Source organism: Shewanella sp. 10N.286.52.C2 (genome assembly GCF_002874545.1).
Classification (GTDB): domain Bacteria; phylum Pseudomonadota; class Gammaproteobacteria; order Enterobacterales; family Shewanellaceae; genus Shewanella.
This window is the reverse complement of sequence record NZ_MCTV01000039.1, coordinates 1-26,958: the sequence shown is the minus strand read 5'-3', so window position 1 is coordinate 26,958 and position 26,958 is coordinate 1. Positions and strand designations below refer to the sequence as shown.

Annotated in this window: 18 protein-coding genes; 7 read left to right on the top strand and 11 right to left on the bottom strand. The window is 39.7% G+C overall.

All coding sequences use genetic code 11. The features are described 5' to 3' along the window. Nucleotides 1-79: 79 nt before the first annotated feature. The 5 genes from BCU94_RS13915 to BCU94_RS13895 all read left to right on the top strand — a co-directional run bounded on the left by BCU94_RS13915 (nucleotide 80) and on the right by BCU94_RS13895 (nucleotide 8,020). Nucleotides 80-2,629 carry a TonB-dependent receptor gene (locus BCU94_RS13915; protein WP_102476714.1) on the top strand — a complete coding sequence of 850 codons (2,550 nt, stop codon included), beginning with the start codon at nucleotides 80-82 and terminating at the stop codon, nucleotides 2,627-2,629. A gap of 474 nt (nucleotides 2,630-3,103) precedes the next feature. Then, the gene (locus tag BCU94_RS13910) at nucleotides 3,104-4,786 is read left to right on the top strand and encodes a hypothetical protein (RefSeq protein ID WP_102476713.1); all 1,683 of its coding nucleotides are present in this window, start codon (nucleotides 3,104-3,106) and stop codon (nucleotides 4,784-4,786) included. 206 nt (nucleotides 4,787-4,992) lie between these two features. Then, complete coding sequence (locus BCU94_RS13905; protein ID WP_102476712.1) at nucleotides 4,993-5,490, top strand: Lrp/AsnC family transcriptional regulator; 498 nt, start codon at nucleotides 4,993-4,995, stop codon at nucleotides 5,488-5,490. A gap of 311 nt (nucleotides 5,491-5,801) precedes the next feature. Next, nucleotides 5,802-7,160, top strand: a complete 1,359-nt coding sequence (locus tag BCU94_RS13900; protein WP_102476711.1) for a sodium-dependent transporter — start codon at nucleotides 5,802-5,804, stop codon at nucleotides 7,158-7,160. A 440-nt stretch (nucleotides 7,161-7,600) separates the two neighbouring features. Next, nucleotides 7,601-8,020: a DUF3010 family protein gene (locus BCU94_RS13895; RefSeq protein ID WP_102476710.1), complete on the top strand. Its 420-nt coding sequence runs from the start codon at nucleotides 7,601-7,603 to the stop codon at nucleotides 8,018-8,020. On the opposite strand, the gene lepB is transcribed toward BCU94_RS13895, so the two are convergent. The 10 genes from lepB to BCU94_RS13840 form a co-directional block, all read right to left on the bottom strand. Further along, nucleotides 8,006-8,677: a signal peptidase I gene (gene lepB / locus BCU94_RS13890; protein ID WP_102476709.1), complete on the bottom strand. Its 672-nt coding sequence runs from the start codon at nucleotides 8,675-8,677 to the stop codon at nucleotides 8,006-8,008. The two genes, BCU94_RS13895 and lepB, sit on opposite strands and share 15 nt — an antisense overlap. 239 nt (nucleotides 8,678-8,916) lie before the next feature. Next, nucleotides 8,917-10,110, bottom strand: a complete 1,194-nt coding sequence (locus tag BCU94_RS13885; protein ID WP_102476708.1) for a cation:proton antiporter — start codon at nucleotides 10,108-10,110, stop codon at nucleotides 8,917-8,919. A gap of 348 nt (nucleotides 10,111-10,458) precedes the next feature. Beyond that, nucleotides 10,459-10,917 carry a hypothetical protein gene (locus BCU94_RS13880; protein WP_102476860.1) on the bottom strand — a complete coding sequence of 153 codons (459 nt, stop codon included), beginning with the start codon at nucleotides 10,915-10,917 and terminating at the stop codon, nucleotides 10,459-10,461. A gap of 107 nt (nucleotides 10,918-11,024) precedes the next feature. After that, nucleotides 11,025-11,624, bottom strand: coding sequence for a class I SAM-dependent methyltransferase (locus BCU94_RS13875; RefSeq protein WP_102476707.1), 600 nt, complete (start codon nucleotides 11,622-11,624; stop codon nucleotides 11,025-11,027). 577 nt (nucleotides 11,625-12,201) lie between these two features. Continuing rightward, entirely contained in the window at nucleotides 12,202-14,118 is a 1,917-nt protein-coding gene (locus BCU94_RS13870) for a CRTAC1 family protein (RefSeq protein WP_102476706.1), read from the bottom strand. A gap of 125 nt (nucleotides 14,119-14,243) precedes the next feature. Further along, nucleotides 14,244-15,695 (bottom strand): sulfatase-like hydrolase/transferase, encoded by a 1,452-nt coding sequence (locus BCU94_RS13865; protein WP_241905014.1) that lies wholly within the window; start codon nucleotides 15,693-15,695, stop codon nucleotides 14,244-14,246. A gap of 521 nt (nucleotides 15,696-16,216) precedes the next feature. After that, nucleotides 16,217-17,227, bottom strand: coding sequence for a HEAT repeat domain-containing protein (locus BCU94_RS13855; RefSeq protein WP_102476704.1), 1,011 nt, complete (start codon nucleotides 17,225-17,227; stop codon nucleotides 16,217-16,219). A 126-nt stretch (nucleotides 17,228-17,353) separates the two neighbouring features. Next, a complete protein-coding gene (locus BCU94_RS13850; RefSeq protein WP_102476703.1) occupies nucleotides 17,354-18,721 on the bottom strand; it encodes a hypothetical protein in 1,368 nt (455 codons plus the stop codon). 324 nt (nucleotides 18,722-19,045) lie between these two features. Beyond that, nucleotides 19,046-20,587 (bottom strand): sulfatase-like hydrolase/transferase, encoded by a 1,542-nt coding sequence (locus BCU94_RS13845; RefSeq protein WP_102476702.1) that lies wholly within the window; start codon nucleotides 20,585-20,587, stop codon nucleotides 19,046-19,048. A 282-nt stretch (nucleotides 20,588-20,869) separates the two neighbouring features. Then, entirely contained in the window at nucleotides 20,870-22,372 is a 1,503-nt protein-coding gene (locus BCU94_RS13840) for a family 16 glycosylhydrolase (RefSeq protein WP_198590499.1), read from the bottom strand. Between the two features lie 973 nt (nucleotides 22,373-23,345). Between BCU94_RS13840 and rsgA the strand changes: the two genes are divergently transcribed. After that, complete coding sequence (gene rsgA / locus BCU94_RS19815; protein WP_241905013.1) at nucleotides 23,346-23,930, top strand: ribosome small subunit-dependent GTPase A; 585 nt, start codon at nucleotides 23,346-23,348, stop codon at nucleotides 23,928-23,930. Between the two features lie 4 nt (nucleotides 23,931-23,934). Here rsgA and BCU94_RS13830 read toward each other — a convergent pair whose 3' ends face one another. Continuing rightward, a complete protein-coding gene (locus tag BCU94_RS13830; protein WP_102476701.1) occupies nucleotides 23,935-24,657 on the bottom strand; it encodes a hypothetical protein in 723 nt (240 codons plus the stop codon). Between the two features lie 313 nt (nucleotides 24,658-24,970). Between BCU94_RS13830 and BCU94_RS13825 the strand changes: the two genes are divergently transcribed. Beyond that, nucleotides 24,971-26,958 (top strand): S9 family peptidase (locus BCU94_RS13825; protein ID WP_198590893.1); only part of this gene is annotated, 1,988 nt, incomplete at its 3' end.

Genomic DNA, 26,958 nt, shown 5'->3' with positions numbered 1-26,958 from the left:
GTTTACCAAGTTCTGGTTTGTATGGGGGGGGAGAAATTCCCGCAATGAGACATAAATAATAAATACACGGAGTAATAAAATGCCTAAATATAGTAAATTGCACAAAGCAATATTGCTGGCTGGTTGTTCTTTTGCAGCCTTCTCAAGCAACCTATATGCTGCGGAAGTTGTAGATGCGCCTAATGAAGAAGCGGTTTCAACTAAAGACATTGAAGTCATCATGGTAAGCGCGCAAAAACGTGAGCAGGCACTAAAAGATGTTCCCGTCTCTATTGAAGTTTTGGATGGTGATTTAGTCGAAAAAATGGGTGTCCAAGACGGTTTCGACCTCGTTAAATACCTACCGGGCTTTGGTATCGATGACAGTACTGAAATTAGAACAACAACATTAAAAACCCGTGGTATTGGTACTTTTACTAACTCTATCGGTTTGCAATCTTCAAACCTTGTGGTTATTGATGGTGAAGTATTACCCCGTCAATCTATGCTAAACCTTGCGGTTGCCGATGTTGAACGTGTTGAAGCGTTACGTGGTCCTCAAGGCACCTTATTTGGTCAAAACACCTCAACCGGCATGCTGCATTATGTGACCAAAAAGCCTAATTTAAATGGTGTTAGCGGTAAAGTTAGAACCGAACTCACCCAAGATAATGGTATAAATGTTAGTGGCGTAGTGAATGTGCCCTTCTCTGACAATTGGGCGTTTCGAATGAACGCACAGTGGAGCGAAGTTGACGGTTGGATTGACAATACTATGCCAGGTCATGAAGATTATAAAATTGGTGAAAAAGATCAATCAGGTTTACGTGGTCAACTTCTCTATGATGATGGCGAGCAATTTAATATCTTGTTCCGTGCTGAATATGCTGAAACAGACAGTAACTGTTGTTCAATGACACAGATTGGTCCAGTTAATCCAGATTACGGCCCTAAACCTATCATCAACATTAAAGATGATGGCATCATTGAAGGCACAACTTATAACCGTATCAATTCTTCAAAATCATTTGATGATACAGGTAAACCTGTTACTGCTCGTAACCCCGAAGCAAACTATGGTTCAACTGAAAACCTCGGCTTTTCTATTGCTGCTGATTATTACCTTAATGATGACTTAACCCTTTCATATAATGGTAGCTACCGAGACTTCGACTTATATAACAGTTCAGGTTTTTTCACTTTAAACTTCCCACTAGAGCGCTCAGCATTTGGCGGTAATGAATCTGTTATCGTGAACCAACAAGAAATTCGTTTAAGCTCGTTCGATAATGAAAAGTTTGATTGGATTGTAGGTTTGTTTTATCACAACACTGAAGGTCAACGTTCAGAAAACCGAGATGGTTGTATCGCCGGTAACTTCGGCTTTATCAATGGCGGCGAGTTATCTGGTTGTTACGATCGCCAGTCTACAAGAAATTTCTTAAGCATGTACGAAGGGCAACAGTTTGACGAAAGCATGATGGCCGACCTAAATCCAGGCCGTTTGCTCTCTGGTGGTAACTTCACCACTAACTTCGAAAACTTTGCCATCTTCGGTCAATTTGAATACCAAATAACAGATCAACTAGATGCCACTTTCGGATTCCGTGCTCTGCATGAAGAAGGTGAAGCAACGTTCGAGCGTACTGATTTGTTTGCACCATCAGATGGGATCGGTATGGATACATACGATGATGTGTTAGCAATGTCTCAGACAGATCCTTCATTGATTAAACGTCAAACTGAAAAAACCAAGTTCTCAGATTCTGATGATGCATTTATTTACAAGGCTGTTGTGGGTTACGACTTTACCAATTCAATTCGTGCTTATGTCAATTACTCAACGGGTTATAAAGGTTCTTCGTATTTTGTTACAACAAATACTAACCCATTAGATGCTGATCAATTCCCAACAAAACCTGAGCAATCAAGTAACTTTGAAATTGGTTTACGTACTGGCTTTTTTGATAATGACGTACTATTCAACATCACCTACTTTGATATGACAGTTGAAGATTATCAAGTACGCGCAACACGCGTGATTGATGAAGAAGAGAATATCGTTTTCGCAGGTTACGTGAATGCAAAAGAAGCACGCTCAACGGGTTTCGAAGCTGATGCGATAGTTGATATCACAGAAGATTTACGTTGGACCGCGAGTTACGCCATTTTTGATGCGCGTTACGAAGATTTCTCAGATACACCGATTAACTGCCCTGCAGGTGACGGTGGCGAATTAGCAGATCGTTGTAACACTGATCCTGTAACAGGTCGTCAAACATTTGATCAAACAGGTCTTTCTTTCCCGAATAATGCTGAGCAGCAAGTATTTAGTACATTGAAATACTCAACTGAATTCGGTAACACGGGCTGGAATGGTAACGTACAAGCAGCTTGGCGTTATAACGGTGCGCATACACAAACCATTAATGAGCTAGCACTTGATCAAAATGCTAATCCGTCATCAAGTATTTGGGATCTTTACTTTAACTTCGGCGGCGATAACTTACGTTTCAGCTTGTATGTTAAAAACTTATTTGACCAATCTTACACTACCCGTCAAAACACTAACCAAGAAGGTTTTGGTCAAGGTTTCTACCCTCGTGATTGGAACCGTTTCTACGGCGGTAGTGTTCAATACTCATTTTAATTTATGACAATGTTAATCGTCAGCTGTTGTAGCCGATTAACATTGAATACTGAGTTTATTCTGCCCCAACAGCATTAAACTCGGTTTCACTAATTAAAAAACTCCATTTCATTGACGAAATCTACAACTTGTCAATTCACTTTAGCGTCAGAGACGACTTGCTCATTACATCACCCCTTTATGTGTAATGAGTAAGTTTCTATGAGACTCCCCTTTGAATAAGTTTCTATGAATGAGTCTCTGGCACTTTTTATTTTGACTTTTAGTGACCGATTTCGCTACTGAATTTAAGCCATGTCGTTTCAGAGTAATCTTCACCTTTGTAACGTCTGCGGTTCCTTGAATTCTTTATAACATTATGAAGAAAACGTTCAATTTTAATCAATGCCCATTTTGAACATGGCTAAGCCTATCTAATGGATTAGATCACGGTAAACCATCTATAAATTATCATTAATTGCACAAGGAAAACCTATGAAAGCTACCAGTATATTCACGATACTTGCGTCTCTAGCGATGTTGGCTTACTCCAATATCGCTTCAGCACAGTGGCACAATATCAACAGCGATGTTTTTATCCAAAAATACTCACGCCCTATTATCAACCAAGAAAACCAAACCTATTCTTTTGACGTAACGATTAGAAACCGTACCCGTGATGCCATTAATGGCAATTTCCGCCTATTGATTGATAACGCCACTGTGCCAGTGATTAATTTTGATGGCGAAACTGATAATAACGTCCCTTACTACGAAGTGACTGAACAAACGTTAGCCCCAAAGTCAAAAGTTAAGCTACGTATTAGCTTTCCATTTCAGCGCGGTTTTCCACGTTACACGCCTACACTTGAGTATGCACCAATGGGCTCGATTGCTGGAGGCTTAGGTGAAAGTGTTATCGTTGATGAGGTTAATTACTTCACTAACGAAGTCATCGACGATGAACCTGAAATGGTATACCCAGGTGGTACCACGGCTGAAATGGTTGCTCGTCTTCAACAAGCGATTAATCGCGCAACTGAAGAAGAAATGGGGGGGGTTGTGCGTATGGCGCCAGGTGAATATGTGTTAACTCAAATCAATCTTAAATCAAATGTACGCCTTGAGATTGACCCTGAGGTCACCATTAAAATGGTTGATAGAGCCTTGTTTTCTGCTGGACGTGATGCCAATAACCTGCCGCCGAAGTTATATAATATTGAAATTACTTCTACTCACCCGACTAAGAAATTTACCATCGATGTTAATAACCCAGTTATTTTCAGAAACTCGATTCCTTTTCGCGTAGGATTTGTCGAAAACTTTGCTATTTCTAACTTCCATGTTGAAGACTACTATTCAATATTCCCATCGGTGTTTATCGTTGCAGACAGCGACACGCGTAAAGTTGAGAATAATGAAACTTATAATCGTATTGCGGTTAAAGGCGTGGTTCAAAATGCCACTAATACCAAGGTCGCTACGGGTTATGCGCTGGTGCAACTGTTTAGTGGCCGCCAAGTATTACTGCGAGATTTAACCGCACAAGGCGGACTGACTATTCGTTTAGAGCCAGGTAGTGGCAAGCCAAATGATTACTTAAACCGTGCAGGTCAAAATGTCGGTTCAATTACCGATATTCGTATGATCAACATTCATAACTATGAAGGCATGGCGGCGGTTTTCTTAAAGCCACATGAAAAAATCATCGACAATATCTGGGGCACTAATATTACTGCCACAGATAGTGCTTTTGCCGTGATGGCCAATGCCAGTGATTCGAAAACATTTACTCGTGGTCACTTTAGTAACACCCGCTTTGATGGTGTCATCCGTTTAGATAGAACAAACGATGAAGCAATGGCAGATATTGGCCCGTCATCAATGTACTTTGTGACTGAAAGTGAACGTGTAGGTCGCACCAATTATGGTAGCTTCCCTAACGATCCTTCAGGGCGTCGCAAGCATACTAAACCTATGGTACCAGTATTAATTGCTTCAGCGATGAACAGCGAAGAAGTGGGTCCTTTTGAAAAAGGTCGCTACAGCTATGATGTTTCAGCAGCTGATATTCAGCCTTCTGCTGAGTTACCGTTAGAACGTCCAGAGCTAGTACTTTACCGTGAAGATGCGGTACTCGTTAACGGCCGATCAGCGCATAAATGGATTAACGAATAAACCATGATTAGCTTTATGCGGCATTAGCCTTAATATCAATGCCGTTCAGCCACGCTGAACGGCATTTTTATGAGATAATACTAACTTATAGATGAACATGATCATTATTTTATACGCTATTTTTTATGTCGCTTTGTATTATCGACTCAGGTATTTATAATCAAAGAAAATGTCGCTTTCCTATTGAATTCCCTAAAGGCACAAACATGGCTGAACTAACCCTTGATAAAACGGATATGCAAATATTGCAACGACTGCAATCAACAGGGAAATTATCAAATCAAGATTTAGCCGCACAAGTCGGTTTATCTCCATCACCTTGTTCAAGACGTGTAAAAGCGTTAGAAGATGCAGGCTTTATTAATGGTTACGCTACAGTACTTAATGCAGAAAAATTCAACTTAAACTTAACGGTTTACATTCAAGTGCGCCTAGAAAAACACAGTTCAGATATATTGGATGCTTTTGAAGCTGAAATCGCCTTATATGATGAAGTACAAGAATGTAGTCTTATCACTGGCAGTGAAGCCGATTATCATTTAAAAGTCATCGTTGAGGATATGCAACAATATAAAGTATTTCTATTAGAAAAATTAACTACCAACACACATATCGCCGGTGTTCACTCCAGTTTTGTCCTCAAAAATGTCAAAAGCAGCACTGCAATTCCACTTCCACTTCCACTTCCAAATAATGATAATTAACCGACCTAAATTAATAACAAAAACGACACAAATAAAACATTAAAAGGGTAATTTTAGCAACGTCTTAGGTGCTAAATCACTTTTCGTTAACTGAAGCTGTAAAAAATTAAATTGCGTACTCACCTCCTTACCACTACGCTAAAACACAAAAGTCACACAAAACACAGCATGAGAAGATAAATCATCTCTTCTGATGAATACATAGCAATAAAATCGCTTTTATGATTAATTTAAAGCAAAAAGTATTCGTTGCCATTAATTTATAAAGTACTAGTATGCGCGCTCTTCAATAATGTCTATAGAGTTATATCATGAGCGTAAAATCATCAGGCCAATTCAGTTCACGTATTGGTTTTATTATGGCTGCAGCGGGTTCTGCTGTTGGTGTTGGTAACATCTGGGGATTCCCTACACAAGCTGCAACCCATGGCGGCGGTGCATTTTTACTTGTCTATGCCGTGTTAATTTTACTGCTGGGCTTTCCTATGTTAATGGCTGAATTAATGGTTGGTCGTCACGGACAGACTAATCCAGCTGATGCAATGGCTAAACTTGCTAATAAGCCCTTAGCCAAAAAGATAGCTAAAAGTATCGGACTTGTTTCAATTATCACTGCCACGCTTATTTGTACTTTCTACAGCATTCTATCAGGCTGGTTTGTCAGTTTTGCCCTAGCGCCAGTGGCACAGATGGCGAACCAAGCTGAGGTGGCTGCTTGGTTAATGGACTTTTCTATCAGTAGAAATTTAGTCTTTACCCTATTGTTTATCACACTGGTGATATGGGTGATCCGCCAAGGGGTACAGCAAGGAATTGAGCGTTGGTCAAAACGATTGATGCCACTGTTACTAGTCATGTTAGTCGCTGGCGCTATCTATATTTTAACCCAGCCAGGGGCAATGCAAGGTTTGTCAGTATTATTTGTGCCTGATTTTTCGAGGGTATTAGATACAGAGGTGTTAATGGGCGCATTAGGGCAAACCTTTTTCTCACTGTCTGTGGGTACTGGCGCCATGATGGTATACGGTGCATACCTTAATAAACGAGAAAACATAGCTAAACTAACCGCATACGTTACCTTAATGGACACCAGCGTCGCATTGCTAGCCGCGTTAATGATTATTCCAGCCATGTATGTGGCCCAGCACAATGGCGTACAAATTTTCGCTGACGATGGCAGTTTACTAAATTCTGACACCTTAGTGTTTAGTGTATTACCAGCGCTTTTTGATTCTTTAGGTGGGATCAGCCAATATCTATTAGCAATCGTGTTTTTTTCATTAATGACCATTGCCGGTTTGACCTCGGCAATGTCAATTGTAGAAGTACCCACTAGCTATTTAGTTGAAAAAACGTCCTTAACACGTAACAGTGCCAGTTTAGTCGTCGGCGCGTTTATCGCCACTGTTGCTTGCGTGATTGTGTTTAACTTTAATGAGTTATTTGGTTTGATCATCACCATAACGACTGAACGAGCACAGCCATTAATTGCCTTGGGTATTGCGATATATTTAGGCTGGGTTTGGCATAGGAATTCGTTACTTGCAGCAATTTCACAGCAACAAGGCGTTGATAAAGATAGCTACTTTTGGCGTATGTGGCCTGTTTATGTGAAGTTTGTTTGCCCAGTATTAATCTGCTTGATAATCATGCAGTTATTCTTAGGCTAATAACTTTCAAAACAAGCTGCTAACTAAGATATACAAAAGGCTATAAGATTATAATTTTTATAGCCTTCTTATTTTATACAAATGAATTTGTCGTACATCCCAAATTTCCCTTGCTGAACTCAGTTAATGAAAAAAGTGCCAATGGTTAAAATATCCACTAACACAGCAAAAAAACCACTACAAAGACAAGATATACCTCTATATCAGCCTTCAATAACGCCAATCACAAACGCTGTATAAATAAACAGTATCATGTTAAGTTAGTGCGCTATTATCACTATAATTATCATAATGATTTTCACCCTAATCAATTAAGTGATAGTAAATTAAGTGATAGTAAATTAAGTGATAGCCGATTAAGTGATAGCCGATTAAGTTTATCTGTCAGCGCCTTCAAAAGGCTGATTTGACCAAATAAAAATGACAAAAGAGAACATATCATGAATGTAATGGGAATCATGCTTAAAGCAAATGAAATGCGGATAGTGACGTTAACGGGCACAAGAACAGCACACGAACTCATTAATCCAAAGTTCAATAAACTGGCTGTAGACAAGCACCCTCAGCAAGCGGAAGTGAAAATTCTGATAGAGCAAATTTCACAATATTGTGATGCCAATAATATTGAAAAAGTAGTTATTAATAGACGATCTACAACAGGACAAGGTGCTGGCGGCGCGGGGACTTTTTTATTGGAAGGTGCTTTATTGGCGACATTGAAGCCAGCTATCGTTTTTATTCATCCAGCCACAATAAGAGCAACCGATAAACGAGAAGCAGACCACAAGTCAGCTAAACCTAAAACCGTAGATTTAGGCAAAGCTTATGATCTTGCTTATGAAAGTTTAGCCCTTAATTAAGCTATGTAAAAAGCGCTCTGAACGTGGAATGTAGTAATTATCATAGTCAAATGACATTACTACACTGGATGTTTTGGCTATGATTTCATCTCTAGGTACAAAACCAATCACTCGAGAATCAGAACTATGATCACGGTTATCGCCTAGTGCTAGGTAATGACCTTCTGGTACGGTAACCTCAGAAAAATTTGAAAGCCTAGAGCCACTATTACTGGTACGAACGAAATGGTTAACCGTGCTAGTTTCAGAGAATAACTGCTCAATTTTGTCATCGGATGAATCAGTTGCACTTATTGGTTGATAGGCTAATGTCTTTCCATTAATGCTGAGCACATTATCCGTCAATGCAATGACATCCCCTGGTATGCCAATGACACGTTTAACCAGTCTATTATCAGCAGCAGTAGATTCGAAAATAATAATATCGCCGCGCTGAGGATCTGCAATCTTATAAAGCGAAATGTGCGTAAAAGGTACTCGTAAATCATAAGCCATTTTATCGGCATACAATCTATCACCTTCAATGATAGTCGGTTTCATTGAGCCTGACGGCACGGTATACCAGTCTGCAACAGCGCTTCGAAAAACACACATTAACATGATAAATAACAATAACGACTTATTGGCTTTAATCGCTTTCACTACAGCATTGTTCATATAAATTCCTTTTTATGTAATAACAAATCATTAACTTAGATTAGCAAATACCAATCAATAACAACATCAAGCTTAACGATTTTTAATCTAATATGTGCTGTGAAACCAAACAATAAAATCTTAAATAGTGAAAAGTGAAAAGTGAATGGCGTAACATGAATGGGGATTAGCTTTGTTTGCTGCTGACAAAAAATTAAGGGAGAGATAGCTAATCTCTCACTTCCCTATTAAATCAGGACTTAATCTGCCCTTTTACTGATCCATTTAGCGAAAGGTTGAGCAGTCATCCCGTGTAAAATAAGACTAATAAACACAGTGCAAATCACCGTCATGGCCATAAAATTACCGCCGGGTAAATCCTTGTCCAGCATGATAATAACAAACACTATCGATGCAAGGCCCCGAGGTCCAAACCAGCCTAGAAAAATTTTAGAAGGGATATTGCCACCAGCACGGCCCAATGACAAAAATATCGGTAACATACGAACAATGGTCAAGCTGAGTAAGGCATAAATCAGCATAGTCCAAGTAAACTCGTGAAAGGCATTTCCAATGACAAATGCACCAAATAATAACCATGTCAGCAGTGCCATTATTTCACCCATACCCTCGGTAGGCAGCAATAATTTATGCTTAGTCTCTTTACATAAATGGCCAAACAACAGCCCACCAGTAAATGCCGCAATATAACCACTACCGCCTAACTCTTGTGAAATAGCAAAACAAGAAAGCGCTAAACTGAGTACAATATTCTGGCTCCAAACATCGGTTATCCAGCCTTTTTTATGGCACAACTTTATTAAGCTAGCACCCATAAAAGAGGTAGTTAATCCCACCACCAGCCCGATGCCTAATTCTTCGACTAAGAAATGAACAGCCAGTTCAGACACATCCCCTTCTGCCACAGTGCCTGCCGCGAGCGCTAAAAACACAAATAAGATAGGGACACATATGCCATCATTTAAGCCACTTTCAATGTTCAAACCTTCACGTAACCTTGCCGGTACAATGGGACTTGAAACCACCGCTTTACCTAAAGCTGCGTCGGTGGCAGCTAGCATGGTGGCTAACGCGGCAATCTCAAAGATGCCGAGATTAGGAAACAGCACAAAGCCAACTGCAACCCCAAGTAAAATAGCACCAGGTAACCCATACATTAGCATTCGAGTGGGAATGCTAATGTGCTTTCTAAGCACAGATAAATTCGAGTTTGATGCATCGCAAAACAAGACTATCGCTAAGGTTATGTCAGCAAAAACACGTAAACCGATACCGTCAAGATCAGTACCTAGCCAATTAAGCACCAAAGGACCCAGCACAAAACCCACCAGTACAAACACCATAGGGCCAGAAATCATCGAGCGTTCAAATCGCCCTGCGACCAAGCTGTAACATAAAGTAAATACGGCCAAAATAGCCAACTCTATATACATTTAACAACCTCCCAACTGAGCATGAGTACAGTGAAAATAAGATAATAATTAACCATATAAATTAACTTACATGGCTGGGCATTGATTAGGCAAACTCTATTTAGCTATTTTAAAAAAAACAGCTTTGATTCTTGAATACAGGTGCCTATAGATTGTAATTATTGAACTGGAAATAATAGGTAGGAAATAATGGATAGGAAATAATGGATAGAAAATAGTAACTCAAAGCCATTTAATCCACTTGGCAACTAAACCTGCTTGCAGACTAAACCATAGTTGGATATTTGTTCAGATTATTTTCATTGAGTCGAAAGCAAAGCTAACTGATAAGGCTTAACGACATTTTTATCATTCAATACATCGCCCAGGAAAGCCTATACGAGCAAAAGGCCAATCATTATTAAGCCATTGCATGACAGTCTCAAAAAGCACCTTATCTAACGCCAAACTATCATCACGAACCCATAAATAAACTTCGCAATCATAATCTTCAGATGGACTGGGATCCACATAAACACAGCCAAGGCATCTGGTTTTGCTAAGGTTTAATACTGAATAAGCAAATGCCTGTCTTGCTTCAAATTCTTGTTGGTGATTTTTTAGTTCTTGAATATTTTGTTGTAACGACATATTAACTTTAGGCCAATCAGAATCTAAGCCAAACATGCCTTGCAGTCTTTTTTGACTAGACATCACTGCCTCATAATCTAATGCTGCAAGTGAATCTTCTAGTACGGTTAAGTGAAAGTGTTCTGTAACCAATACTTTTGGTACAACAAAAGCATCATCGATGAATTTTATCGGCATATTAAACGCTACCTTTATTGCAATTAATAAAATAACCAAGTGTTGTGGTTCGGCCCTGTTCAACATTGGGTGTAAGGACATGGCTTGCCACTGCCCAGCCTTTAATTTTAGGCTTTCTCTACCACTAGATAGGTGTGAATCTCAGGGTATTGGTCAAACTCTAAATGTCTGATGATACAGCCAAGCTCAATAAGTAATCTGACAAAACCATTGGTACCCAGTGATGAATAGTAAACTTCTGGTCCCATAAAATTATCAGTGTGAGAGTTTTCTTTGTCTGTACCACCAAATGAAAATATAAACACCCCACCCGTATTTAAGCTTTCTACAATTCTAGTAATCACATTTCGTTGTTCTGCCAATGGTACATGCCAAATACTATCCCATGCGCTTATAAAATCGTATTTTTCAGGCAAGTCGTATTCACAAATATTAGCTTCTATAAAGTGAATATCGGATTGGCGTTTGCGAGCAATATTGAGCATTTCAGTTGACACGTCCAGCCCTGAAACTGTGAAGCCTTCACGGGTAAGTAATGCTATAAATCGCCCAGTGCAGCCACAGCCAATATCCAACGCTTTTCCGCGATTCTTAACAAAGCTTATTGCTTTCTTGTGTTGCACAATGCCATTACTCATATCGAATTTTTGACTATCCCAAATATGCGTAATTTGATTATAAGCTTTGCCAATATCTATCGGTTTCAAACAAAATCTCCCTTCTTTCGCAACCTAGCGAGGTAATATATCTACCTTTAATGGAAGTGGGTAGCCATATCGCTGCTGAGATTATGATAAAACTGGTTCAAATATGCATCATTAAGAATCATGACCCGCAAACATTCGCGCTTGCACTAGTGTACGCGTAATACACAGTCTCTTTGGCGTCAACATGATGAGGCGAGATGTAAAAGTACCTAGCATCACTGATACGCCAGCAAGTTCCAGAAACATTACGCTGCGTTTATGCGGCTTTTGGTCACACTAAAATCGTTATCGCTTTCAGTTTCACAGCCTGGATCACATGTTAATCATTTTTATATGCATTGATTTATGAGGCTGGCTAAGTCCTACTCACATATAAACATATGAGGTTTCAGTATGTAACACCTAGTGCAAAATAAATTGATACCATTATAAAAAAGCCGTAATCCAAATAAAGTCGAATTACGGCGCGATTAAAACTGTTAATCAATTTGGTTAAGTTGGGAAACCTTTCACTGTCACTTATATTGCTTAATTAATACTCGCCACTCATTACTGAATACTTATCAATCGTTATTTATTACTTGTCGTAAACCATTTGATTGATGGTATTAGGGTTAATGTCTTTAAATGTCGACGTTTCGCCATTAGTCCAACTGACCTCAACAGAATCAACTTGCTGACATTCGCCCAACCCAAAATGGATTTGTTGATTATAAGATTGCGTGTAAGGCGCACCAGATGCGCCGACTCGCCTAATTTGACTACTGCCACAAGCACTAAGTTTTACCAAAGCCCCTTGTGCAGTTGCTTTATCCTTTGGTGAGTTATTAACTGTTACTACAGTGAAGTTCGCATTCCCCGTATCGCGATTGACCGCTTGGTTTTTGTAAACATGCCATTGACCACGCTCATTTGCGTAAACAAGATCATTAAAACCATCTCTGTTGTAATCCACCACATCACTGCCAGAGCCTGCTGCGCCGAGCTCAAGTGATTTAATGCCATGGTGCGCTTGAACTGTAAATGTACCATCACCATTATTAAGCCAAAGTAGCTGTTCTGTTGCCTGAGACAAATCTCCTTGCTTAACCACAAACAAATCTTGATACCCAGAATTGTTAAAGTCTGCCACCGCGACACTTGAAGTATGCTCATTCATCACTAGATTAGCCTTAGCCATGACATTGACAAATTTTCCATGTCGATTCTCAAGTAACATGTCTTTAGGCGCAGGCAGTTGCTCTGTCGCGTCATATTGCTCAACACCTTTAACTACCCCAGTCGTTGGCGAGAAGGTATTTCCTGCGATCCGCCAGGTATCATTACCTACGTAACCAACATATAGCCCTTTATTAGGTAGTTTGTCAGGCCAGCCTAATGCATTACTGCTAACCAACTTGATGTTTTGTCCACTATGACGCTCACCTTCAAATTGGTACTTATATGCTCCCTCTCCTATAAACACATCTTGATTTGGATAAGGTGACTGGTAATTTTCTAATTCAAAAGTGTCACCAATGATTAAGTCCTCAAAGCGGAACTTGCCACGTTTAGTATAAAAGGCAAAAGTATTACTGGTTTTATCAAAGAAGGTGTCACCCGCTTCAAATGGTCTTGCTCTGGTAAGATAGAGGTCAAAGTCACCATCATTATCATAATCAATTTCAGCTATACCAGTGACATGTTTTATATCTTGAGCAAACACACCATTAGTCACTTCTGTGTAAGTTAAATCACCATTTCCCTTTAAAGCGATTAGCCGGCCATGACCGTATATAAATAAGTCATCAATTTTGTCATTGTTAAAGTCAGTAACTAGTACTTTTTGCCCATCCTGATAGGTTTGCGGTAAATCTGTCGCATAACTGAGATTGCCTTTACCGTCATTTTGATAAATAAAGTTTTCAGTCGTACTTTTGGGCTTTGGCCCCTTAGCCCGCGAGGGAAAACCCATTAATATTAAATCTAATTCACCATTGTTATTTGCATCAAAAAACTTACTGGTTCTGCCACGTAAGTTTTGTAATGGCGGGTTAAATTCATTACCTTCAATGATCGTTCGGCCATCAAAATGATATAGCTTGGCATTACGTGCATTGGAGCCTGAACCGCCTCCACGAGAAATTAAAATATCAACTTTTCCGTCTTGATTAAAATCTGCAACACCAATGCCATGCATGTCACCCACAATCAAATCATGACCTTTCGAATATGTGCCTTCATTGTTCCAATAAAGCTTTACTGAATATCCATGATCGGTCAGCAAAAGGTCTGGATAACCATCCTGGTCAAAATCGGCTATCACCGGATTATCCCATTTACGGCGATTAACACTTTCCAGTTTGATATCTTGGTGCTGGTCTGAGAATAATATGCGTTGATTGGTCACTGTGTCTGCTGAACCAGAGTCTTCAGTTGTAGTTTCACAACCTAACAAACTGGCAATAGCTAAACTGACAGCGAGCGCCGTCGATAATTTTTTAAACTGTAACATGAGTGCTTCCTGCATGAAGGGCCATGGTATTAACTCAATTAGATTGATGAGTTAATACCGATGAGCTTTAAAAGTGCATAACTAATGATATAAACACAATCAATTAAGATGAGTCAGAGTCAAATCTACTTGCTGGTAGAAAAGGTTTGATCGAAACGCGGCATGCCTTTTAAACGCCAATCTGCGCCTTCATAGGCTTCATGGAACCAAAGCGGTTGTTTATTATCCCAACTCCACTTTTCCATCTCACGTACCATGTCAATCAACATTGTTTTATGCTTTTTACTTAAATCATTGGTTTCATTTAAGTCCACTTCAACATTAAACAACTGCCAAGGCTTGTCACCCTGCTTTACCGCTTTCCATTGATTGCGGCGAACAGATGCATCGCTATAGCCTTTACGGTGACGTAAAACATAAAAGAGCTCATCTTTATGCGGATCTTCTCCGGCACGAAATGCAGGCCAAATATCTTTACCGTCTAACCTTTTTTGACTCGGAATTGTTATGCCAGCTAACGCTGCAAATGTCGGATATAAATCTAACGCTAACACGGGATGTTCGAAGCGCTGACCAGCAGCAACTTGTTTAGGCCAGTGAAACAACATTGGCGATCTAAATCCGCCTTCATACACGCTTCCTTTGCCTTCCTTTAACGGGTAATTACTGGCACCTTTGCTTAGCTTGCCTCCGTTATCACTTAAAAAAACAATCAAGGTGTTATCTAATTGATTAGTCTTTTCTAACGAGTCAACAACGCGCCCAATACCGCGATCTACCGCATAGACCATTCCTGCGTAGGTTTTACGTTTTTCATCGGTAATGTTAGGAAACATATCCATGTCAGATTGTTTCGCCTCTAAAGGAACATGAGGTGCGTTGTAGGCTAAATATAAAAAGAATGGTTTGTCATCGGTCGCTGCATCTTCAACGAAACGACTGGCTTCGCGAGAAAGCGCATCAGTGATGTATTCGTTTTCATCAACTCCTTTACCATTATGTTCCAAAGGCAAAATGTAATGATTGATATTGGTATTGCCCAGTTTTACTTGGTTAGCATATTGCGCTTTAAACTGTTCAGGAAAGTAATTATGCCCACCGCCAGTAAAACCATAAAAATCATCAAAGCCACGCGCATTGGGATGGAACTCAGGCGCTTCACCTAAGTGCCACTTACCGATTGCTCCAGTGTTGTAGCCGTTATTTTGCAGTAGCTTACTGATAAATTGTTCATTGGTTGGAACGCCAACAAATGAACCTTTGGTAGGTAAATTAAACTGAGAACCAATTTTATGTGGGTATCGCCCTGTCATTAACGCCGCTCGGCTGGGACCACAAAATGGATGCGCCACATAAGCTTGCGAGAATGAAGTCCCATTTGCAGCTAACTCGTCTAAGTTTGGTGTTGTAATATCAGTCGAGCCATTAAATCCAACGTCGTTATAGCCAAGATCGTCAGTCAAAATAAGCAGTATATTCGGCTGTTGCTGACTGGTATGCGCAGTTTCTGCAGCGATAGCTGGTACAGCAGTGACCGAGGTTGACACTAGCATGGCTAATGATGATAAAACGCCCAAAACATTAACCTTGACCTTAGCTTCCCTTTTTAAATTCAAGTGCTGATACGGGCTTAATGTTGAACTTGTAGTAAGTAATCTATTCATAACATCCATTTCTCTAATTACTGCAATTATCATTAATCATGCTTTATAAACTGAGCGAGTATTAATTTAGCTTGTATTAACTTATTACGTATTAAACGCTCGAAGCCTTTACCGTCACTAAAGTAAATTATCACTACTAGAACTAAGTTACTTAATTCATTTAATAAAATATGATCATTTATTTTGCTTAACGCGATACAAACGGCATTATAAATGTCGTTTGCCTGTACAATTTTATGTAGCAAATCTAGCTACTGAGATGTGAAAACTCTCACATTAAAACTCCTGCAAAAACTCATACACATGCTTAAAGTTTTATACCGGCTGCAACCTTATACTTGCCGACTAAACATGTATCGAATTAGCCTTATGCATATACCCCTGATTCGAATAGCACCTGAGTCAAATAGCGCCTGAATCAAATAGCACTTTATTCAAATAGCCCCTGATTCAAAAAGAATGTGCTCTACCATGTCACGCTGCTGCGCAGTATTTAATTGATCGGTTCTTTGGTAATGCAATTCTTCTAATGCACTGAGTAATTGCGGATCGGTTAATTGTCTTTTACCTATGACATCTAAAGCCATATCAATGACCGCATCTGAGGGATCTGATAGCGCATCCGTTAATAACATCACTTCATCGTCCCTTGAAACCACACCAATCACTTCAATGGCTGCAGCACGAACATTGTCATAAGGAGAATAATAAAATTGCTGATACGCTTGATTGAATTGCTGCTTTTTCTCTTCAGTCATGTAACTGACTTGGCTAGTCAGCTTTATGCTGTCAGTTAATATATTGGGATCTGTTATATTGACTAAATTCTGTCTTAATTGTTGTCGCTGTTCTGGCAATAACTTATGTGAATAATTTTGTTGGTATAGTTGATTCGCAATAACATCATTTGGATTTTCAATTAAAAACTCAAATATCCCCTCTTCTAAACCTTCAGACTCAACAGCCGCTATCGACAATATGGCTGTTATCGCCATTTGTTTAATCGCTGAATTTTGCAGTGAATTAATATCACTCATCAACTGATAAAATTCAGTATTAGAAGATAAATCCCATTGTTGATCATACAATGATGAAATCAGCTGGCATTGCTCAACTGTCATTGCCTCACTGGATACAGCATCTAGATTATCGATAATCATTGGCTGCGGTTTGTTATTTGTTACCCTAATCAAGTTTGAGTCATCAGTTAACTGAGCTGGGTTCTCTTGGTTTGGGTTTGGGTTTGAGTTTTGTAATTGGCCTTGGTTTTGGTCACGTTCTTGATATTCACTTGCATATCTAGATGAAGCGCTATTAGTTAAATCATTAAAGAAGAACCCAAACAGAAAACCAATAAACATCATGCATACTGAAAATAACAAGGCTGCTGCGATTTGTTTATTAGTTCTAATATTAAACACTAAATTTGCCTGATGATTTAACACTGCATTCCCCTTTTCATGACCCACTCAACAATATGACTATTAATGTTTATAGTGTTTGAGCGGCGAATCACTCACTGCTCAAACACTTTTATCAACGTAATGACCAAGCTAAGGCTTAATCTAAGCTTATTTGTTAATCCACACTGTCGCGGCTTTGTCATTTAGTTTGACGGCATCTTCACGGTAAAAGACTTTCGTTGCACGTTCGTAATTGCCCGTTTTTGTAATATTGGCATTTGAAATATCAATACCAAAACGCCCTTTTACAGCTGTGCCAACATTGTTTTTGTTAAGCGCAGAAGCCAACAATACTGGTGCAATTGGCTTGGTATGCCAGCGACGACCAGAAGGATCGTTCGGGAAATCAGCAATCTTAGTTCTGCCCGCACTTTCACTTGGTTCGACAAAGTATTGTGACGACGCGCCAATATCAGCTAACGGCGTGTTTTTAGTTTTAGTCAGAGATATGCGGCCAGTGAACTTAGTGCGCTCAAAATAACCACGGCTAAAGGTGCTAGAGTCACTTGAGTTGCTCATTATGGTAAATGCACTGTTTACACCACGGATATTGGTGCCGGTGATATCAGAACAAATCTTTTGATGCGGTTTTAGAAACAAAGCAGCCATACCTTCAGTGTTTTCAATATCAATCATTTTGATATCTGCAATATTACCGACGCGGGGACCTGCTTGGTTTAAGTAATCTGATGGTCTGCCACTACCAGGCTCTAAACGAATGGTTAAACCCCCTTCAGCATCTAAGTTCTTTAGACGCATCTGCTTACCGCTGAATAGTTGGATCAATGCGTAACCTGCTGCCACCTTTGTAGCAGAGATATTTTCGACAACACCCTTTTGCGGAATCCGACCATAAGTCGCATTGTTAGCCACTGTTCTAGCGTCACTATCAGCAACCATAAATAGTGATGGGAAAATAGAATAGTTATCCTTGATATCAAAATTTGATAACGCAAAGTTCTTCACATAACCCACACGTACCGGAATTGCATTTAAGAAAATGGCATTTTTATTGACGTCAATTTTGAAACGAGCATTACCGGTTGAGGTAATCTCCACATTTTGCATTAAAGGCGCACGAGGACCTTGACCATTACGGTTAAGATTAAATAAAACTTTATCAGCCATTTTAATGGTTTTACCTGACTGAATTTCTAATCGAACATTGGCTTTTAAATCAACTTGCGCCAATTTCAAATCATTACCCATCACTTTTACCACGCCGCCATTTGGCTTATTAGTAGCGCGATCGATAGCGGCTTGAAGTGCTCGCGTTTGCACTGCTGCACTACCCGATAATGTGACGGTTTCAGTTGCTCCGGTCACTTTGTTAGTAAAATAACGGCCTTGATTACCAATACTTGCAGCTGCTGTTGGCGCGATATAAGTCATTGATGCCATTGAAAGCGTTAGCATACTTCCGAGTAAGCATGTCTGGGCAGTTTTCCCGATGCTGGTGTTAAAAACGCTGTTCATAATTTCTCCTAATTCACATTATTTTTACTGCTTTGCCAACATTGGAGCCGCAAAAAACCCGCTCTTGGCTATACAGCCAAAAGTGGTTTCCAATCTAAAACAGGGATTGTTGGCGCTTGTGTTATTGACACATTCAGTTGTTAACAAAAGCTTTAGTTAACATATGCTTTAGTTAACATGAGCTTTCATTAATACTGATGCTGTAATCACAGCGCCGATATGTCATCACAACAATTTTTGTTTAGTTCATGATTGTTGTGACAAGTTACTGTTACCTATTTTTACCATTACGCCTTGAGTAATATTCGCAAGGTAAATATAAGTCTACAAAAGGTCTTTCATATGTTGACGAAACTTAACGATAGAAGGATCTTCTAAGCGCACCAGTTCGTCATGCATATATTTAACCATCTGTTTTAGTTGTTTTTTGTACTTGGGATCTTTGATTGAATTGGTCATTTCGTAAGGATCATTGTTCAAGTCATATAACTCATCACGACTATCACCTGGGTTCCATACAAATTTCATTTCTGGGGTACGGATAGCTCTTATTCCAAACCAGCCACCGTTGTACCATTCGTAGGCATATAGCGCGATATCATCTTTACCTTTATCAGCCACATCACCTTGTTCCATCAGTGGTACCAATGAACGGCCATCCACATCACCATCGTCTGCAAGCGTCATCCAATCAGCTAATGTGGGAGCAATGTCCAACATAGAAACTTGACGTTGGATAATCTTCGGTTCAACACTTGGGTCACGAATAATAAGTGGCATACGCATTAACTCATCATAGGCATACGGGCCTTTGTCATAGAGGTTATGCTCGCCTAACATGCTGCCTTGGTCGCCAATAATGATGATGCGTAAATCGTCATACATGCCCACTTCTTTGGCGGTGTTAATTAACTCACCCACTGCGTGGTCAATCATGGCTATTGCGCCGTAATAAAAAGTCCGTGATTTACGCCAATCTTCATCTGTCATGTGGCTTACATCGTGCCAAGGCCACCAAATATCATCTTGAGCCATCGGCTTATGAATACGTTCAATCCCATGATTCTTAGGTAGCTCAACAGTTTTCGGATCAAACATACTCGCGTATGGCTCAGGAACGCGATAAGGCGGATGCGGTTGCTCAAAACTTACGATACCAAAGAAAGGCTCGTCTTTTTTAGCGGCTGCGCGCAACATTTTCTGACCTTCACGAACCTCTTTACCCGCTTTAGTGTCTTCAAAAGTGCCTGGCATAGTGCGGTAATATTCGTGCTTTTCACCATTAGCATCACGCTCACCACGATTAAATTTCGCAATATTGGCCTGTGTTTCATAAGGTGTCCATTGACGGCCATGACGCTCTACGTCTTTATCGTGACCATATATAAACTCAGCTCCTCGTAATGCTGGACCTTGAGCGCCAATATGCCACTTACCGACGTAGCCAACCTTGTAACCCACATCAACGGCGCGGCGAATAACGCCTCCTTCTTCTGGGTTTAATTCATCAACGCGTGAATGATATAAGCCGACGTTGTCATCTAAGCCTGTTTTATGACCCCAGCGTCCAGTAAACATTGCAGCTCGAGATGGAGAACATAAACCGGTACTGGTCATTGCATTATCAAATCGAACACCTTCATGAGCTAACGCATCAATGTTAGGCGTATTAACTGGGCCATCACGGTAAGAAAAAGTATCGAAACGCATGTCATCAAACATCAAGATCAATACATTAGGCTGAACTTGTTGTGCTGATTTTAAATTGGTGTCGTTTGCTTCATTAGCATGCACAACTTGACTTACTAATGTGCTTATTCCAACACAGGTTAATGTCAGCAATGTTTTCAGATTATTGTTTATCATTATTTTGTCTCTTGTTTGGTCTTTCTCTACTCATTTAAAACAATTACTTAAAATCATGTTTTACAACAGTCACTTACAAAACCTCTTAGAACAATGATGCTAGATTGTGCTCTTCTTTATCAGTAAGTGATTATGAGTAAGTGTTTATAAGTAAATTGTTCTACGAGTAAAGACTGCGCGAGCTCTTAAGAATGTAAATGGATCATTGACACTCTTCCCCAAATTGCCCGCACAACAGTCTTACTAGCTTTTAGCTATGTTGATATCTCTAAGTCGTACCCTTTACTGTTTAACCACCGAAATATCATCGATATAAAACAAAGCTGACTCTTTAGCTATAAGAGAAGGGTCAATTGCGATTGTCAGTTTGGCATCCGCTGGAACTGCTTGGGTTAAGTAAATTTCTTGACTGACGGTTATCCATTGCGCTTTATGTGCATGATCAATATGACTTAAATTAATCGGCTTTAAATTAAAACCAACATCAGTATTCGCATCGTTAGTGACTGTGACATCAAACTCTTTGAGCGAATTACTGGTATCAACCCATAGGCGCATAGAAAAAACATACTTACCAGCATCTAATTTAACTGCAGCTTCAGGAGAGCTGATAATAATTGGTTGCGTAGCATCTGCAGCCAATGCTGACACTTTTAAGCTACGCAAACCTGTAATGCGTTGCTCTTTAGTTATCTCGGCATATTTAGCTGACTCAGTACTGATATCCCAGAACTTTTGGTAATCATTATTTGCTGAGTTTTCAGGTACCAACTTAAGTGGACGCTTATTTTCTTGGAATAAAATAGGCCCTTCAAAACCAAAGAATGCTCTATCTAATAACTGCGGGTTAGGCTTTTGCCACACACGCATATAGTCAACTTCGAAATCTGCTGGTAGTTCATCTTTATTTGGCATGCCAAGCCATGCAAAGATTTCTGAATCTAACCAAATTTCTAGTGGATTATTCAATACCCAACGATCGCCTAATTCTTTTTGAGTAAAACGTTCCAGTAATTTGCCGTCTAAATACAGGTTTAAGTAATCTTCACCCCACTCAGCTGCATAAATATGAAATTCATCAGCTACGCGATATGGCAAGTTTTCTTTATGATGAAAAACACGTGTAGGACGTTTTGCTGGTGGGCTCCAATCATGAACGGTTGATTTAGATTGATCAGGTTTAATATCACCAATGATTTTTGGATTACCAATTTGCTCATAAATATCAAGCTCAGACTGGTAACCAATAGCCCAAAAGGCGCTAGTCATGGATGCGTTAACCGCTTTAGAGCGTATTTCCATATAACCGTTAAGAAAACGTTTATTACTCACAATAGCAGCAGTAGTAATAGGCATAAACTCGCCACTTTCTGCAGTGCCATATTTGGCTTTAATTTTTCCATCTGCGTAAGCTTCGTCAGCAAAATCAAAGTCGGGTTCCCACTGACTGCGAAGTTTGAGTAAACCATCTTCTAAAATAACGTTATGAGGCGCAAACTGCGATGGTGCGCGCCCTTTCCAAATGTAGTATTCATCATTTGCACCTTGAACAAACCATTTTTCTTGATCAATAACATCTGCGTTAAACTCATCACTGATTTCAGTATTTAATACCCAGCCACCTTCATTGTTCGGATCTGAGTACGGCATAACTTGCTCAACAGTGACCATGTCAGTGTTGACTGTCGCTGTGGTGTCTTCTTTAACCGTCTCATCATTCTGACAAGCGGTTAAACTTTGGGCTATCAGCAAAAATAAAGCGTTTTTGGCAAAGTTAGGTTTCATTAAAGATGGTCCTTTTATCTTTTAGATAAGCTATCTATGGATCAGTGTGTTGTTCTGAACTTCACTTCCTGTACAACATCTTAACCGTTACTGTCTTTACAGCTTTGTGAAGCTTGTTAAATATAACTCATATGTAAACATATGATGTTTACATATGCAAGACCTAAAGTTCAATTTATAAGACTTTACATATAGCCAATCCATATGGATTAAACAGCCTTAAAAGCTTATATTCGAAAACACAATACCACCTAAAAACAGATACTTAAAAACCGATACTGGAGGGGAACAAATCTTTGGTGCCTTTGTTCTGTTTGTTTTGCTGGTACGATATTAATCACTGAGATACGCTTATAAAAATAGTAATATCGTTAGAACTTCATTCTTTTTATTAACATAAAAGCTATTTTTTGAGACATGTAGCGAGATAATATTGTCGCTTTTATTCATTCAAACACGGCATTAGCTTGTTATCATTTGTACTATAAATATGATTAGACGCATTAAAGGTATTCAAAGGAATTCACGATTGTCATTAGTCCAACTTGGTTGGTACCCCTTGTTTCAACAGCAGTTCTCTTTAGATTAGTTAACCGAATTTACGATTGGGCAAGTAATTGAGCCACATCGAAGCGATGTCATCGTGTTGTCTGAATTAGGACAGTTCAATCTCATTAATCCTATTCAGAGGACGCTAAACGTTTATGTGTCGGTGACTGGGTGTTATTTAATGGTGATAATCAATTTCATAGACTGTTAGAAAGACAGTCGTTATTTCAGCGTAAAGTCCCAGACAGTAAAGTTGAATAATAATTGATTTCAGTGAGTGTCAATTGTGTATTTTTCGAATAAAAATTTTAATCTAAGCTGCATAGAGGGCTATTAATCGTTAACTAAAGGAGCACAAGTTGAGCCGGTAATTATTTAAACTAAAGCAGATCTTTGGGATGACTTATAACAAAAATTGGAACAAGTGCAAAGCCTTGCTCCTTTCATGATGGTGCATGCCAATAATGTTTTAAACCAACGACAACTCTCGGCTTCAGATACATGTTGTAAACAGGGAAATACCATTGCCCTACTCGGTTCATCAGGTGTCGGGAAGTCAACGCTAGTAAATGGACTTATGGGTTTTGAAGCACAATTAACCAGTGATATCCGTGAAGATGACAGCAAAGGCCGTCATACCACTACCTCTAGAGCCTTAAAGACTTTGCCACAAGGCGGTTTAATACTCGACACTCCAGGTATGCGCGAGTTACAACTTGGCGCTTGCGAGCAAGGCGTAAATGAAACCTTCAGTGAAATTACTGAATTAGCCCAGCAGTGTCGTTTTGCTGATTGTAGTCATGCCAATGAACCAGGTTGTGCGGTTCGTGCAGCCATAGAATCTGGGGTAATTACTGCTCGGCGCTATGCTAGTTATCAAAAACTTATGCGTGAACAAGCGTTAAATGGTGCCACCTTAGCGGAAAAAAGGGCTAAAGATAAAGCCTTTGGCAAAATGATAAACTCAGTTCAGTCTGAATCACGTAATCGTAAAAAAGGCGCTTTTTAAACCATCAAAAGTAGCGAATACTGGCTTTAAATTGATCAAATATATATTGGGCATCATGTGAAGGGTTATCATTAGCGGGATTTACTAATTCATCTTTAGGTACATCAATCATATTAAAAGTGAATATAATTGGTTCATTCACCGAAATAAGGCACCGATTCCGAGTGAGTTTTTCCGCCCAGGTCGCTTTAAATAAAAACTGTGAGGTATATTCGATTGAGTCACACTGATTTATTTTGAATTCTTTAGCGATGCTGAGGATCTTGTATTGCTTTAAACCTTTTTTGTATAAGGCTTCAAACCCTTTCACTAACCCATGCAAGCTTTCACCTTTTTGATAAGTAAAAGGTTCGGCATAAACACTGATGGAAGGCCCCATGGTGCGGCTATATTGAGCATTGATTTGCGACATCACTACAATCGGATCTTCACCATTAATAAGATTTTGGGTAAAGCGACTTTGTGAAAGTTCTTGTGAAGTTATCGATGCTGTAAACGGCTTTAACGACATAAAATGCCAACCGGCAGGTTTTGTAAAAGACACCCCTAAAGAATGATTAGTGTATTGACCACTATCGTTAACCGCAGTGTGATTCACAGCGCCGCTAACTTGATTACCAGGGTCTTCAACCTGATGATTAGAGCCCTCAGCTCGATTAACTGAGCCATCAGCGGGGTTATATAAGTGCCCATATAGCTCAATAAAACTTGGCTTATCTTTTGCCATTATTACCTGCCTTTGCTTAATCTAACTGTGCAGAAACGTGCACAGCGAAAAATATGATGAGGGTTTTACTACTACACTTCATTACCAAGTTTAGAACCAGTTGCTAGATTAGCCATAATTTTAACTAACCAGCGGTATGATCTTCCCCCAGTTTTGTTGACACTTAACTCTATATAAAATTGTCATTTGAACTGCATCTGCTAATTTAGAATGCGTAAACCATAAAACTAACAGCAAGAAAGGCCGAATAAATACGACTCTACAGCTTATTAAAGGACTAAATTTAGTGAATATAATCAATAAAAGCATTGGCATGTTATTAATTGCCCCTTTTGCGTCAATGATGGTGTTTGCGCAAGACTCTGACTCAACCTTGCAATTAGAAGATGTTTTCAATCTGCAATATGCATCAGGCCTTACCATCAACAAGGATGGCGATGAGGTTTTTTTTGTTCGTAATTATATGGACATTCAAACGGACAAAAAACTCGGTAATATTTGGAAGGTCGATAAAAATAAAACGCTCACTCCAGTGACGAATGGACTGCATGTCGATTACTCGCCAACACTGTCACCAGATAATACCAAGTTAGCCTATATTTCTACTGCCAGTGGCGCACCTCAAATCCATATGAAATGGCTAGAAACTGGAGACACTGCACAAATGAGTCACTTTGCTCATTCGCCAGCTAATTTGTCTTGGTCACCAAATGGTAAGCAACTAGCCTTTACCCGTTTTGTTGCTAGCAAACCAAAATCTGTAGTGTCATTACCGGGCAAGCCAAAAGGCGCTGAATGGGCCAAACCAGCGGTGTATATTGATGATATGTATTACCGCTTTGATGGTGCAGGCTTTAGTAAACCCGGAAATAGCCACATATTTGTGATGTCAGCAGATGGCGGTTCAGCGCGTCAATTAACCTCAGGTGATTATGATCATAATGGCCAATTAAGTTGGAGTCAGGATGGTAAGCAACTATTTTACTCAAGTAATAAGCGCGCAGAAAGTGACTTAGAATGGACTGATAATAATCTGTACCGCTTAGATCTCAATACCAAAAAAGTCACTCAGTTAACCGATAGAGTCGGCCCAGATATCAGCCCTATGGTATCGCCAAATGGTAAATATATTGCTTATTTAGGTGCAGATCAAAACCATAAAAATTACGAAAATACTGAGCTATACATCATGAATATTGATGGTTCAGGTAAACATTCATTAACCGCCAATTTAGACCGTTCAATTAACAGCATAAAATGGGCTGATAACAGTAAAGCAGTTTACTTTAATTACCATGACCATGGCGAAACCTATGTTGCCTATCAACCCCTTAACGGCAAACGTAAGGTAGTGGCACAAAACCTTGGTGGATTAGCATTTGGCCGCCCATATACAGGTAGTCAATTTGATGTAGCTGCAGATGGCACCATTGCCTTTACCTATTCAAATCCACAACGCCCTGCTGATGTCGCCATTACTAAAAAAGGCAAAACTAAGCAGTTAACCAGCCTTAGCGATAGCGCCCTTAATTACAAAACCTTGGCCACCATTAAAGAGCTCAATGTTAAATCTTCATTTGATCAGCGCGATATTCAAGCATGGGTCGCTTACCCGCCGGGTTATGAAGCAGGTAAAAAAGCCGGTAAAACATACCCGCTAATTTTAGAAATACACGGTGGCCCCGTCACCAATTACGGACCGCACTTTTCAGCTGAAGTACAACTGATGGCGGCAAGTGGTTACGTAGTGGTATACGCTAACCCCCGCGGTAGTGACAGTTACGGTAAAGAGTTTGCTCAAACAATCCATAATAACTACCCAAGCCAAGATTATGATGACTTAATGTCTGTGGTTGATGGCGTTATAGCACAAGATGCGATTAATGAAGATGCATTATTTGTTACTGGCGGCTCTGGTGGCGGCGTACTGACAGCGTGGATTGTGGGGCACACTGACAGATTTAAAGCGGCTGTGGTCGCAAAACCGGTAATCAATTGGTATAGCTTTGTATTAACAACTGATATCTACTCTTTTGTGATTAAAAACTGGTTCGAGAAAATGCCGTGGGAAGACAGCGCCCATTACATGAAATTATCACCCATCAGCTATGTGGGTAATGTCACCACCCCAACAATGCTATTAACCGGTGAAGCAGATCAACGTACACCTATTGCTGAAACTGAGCAGTTTTATCAAGCGCTTAAATTACGCAATATTGATACTGCTATGGTGCGAATTCCTGATGCGCCCCATGGAATTTATAAAAGGCCCAGTAATTTGATGTCGAAAGTGGCCCATAT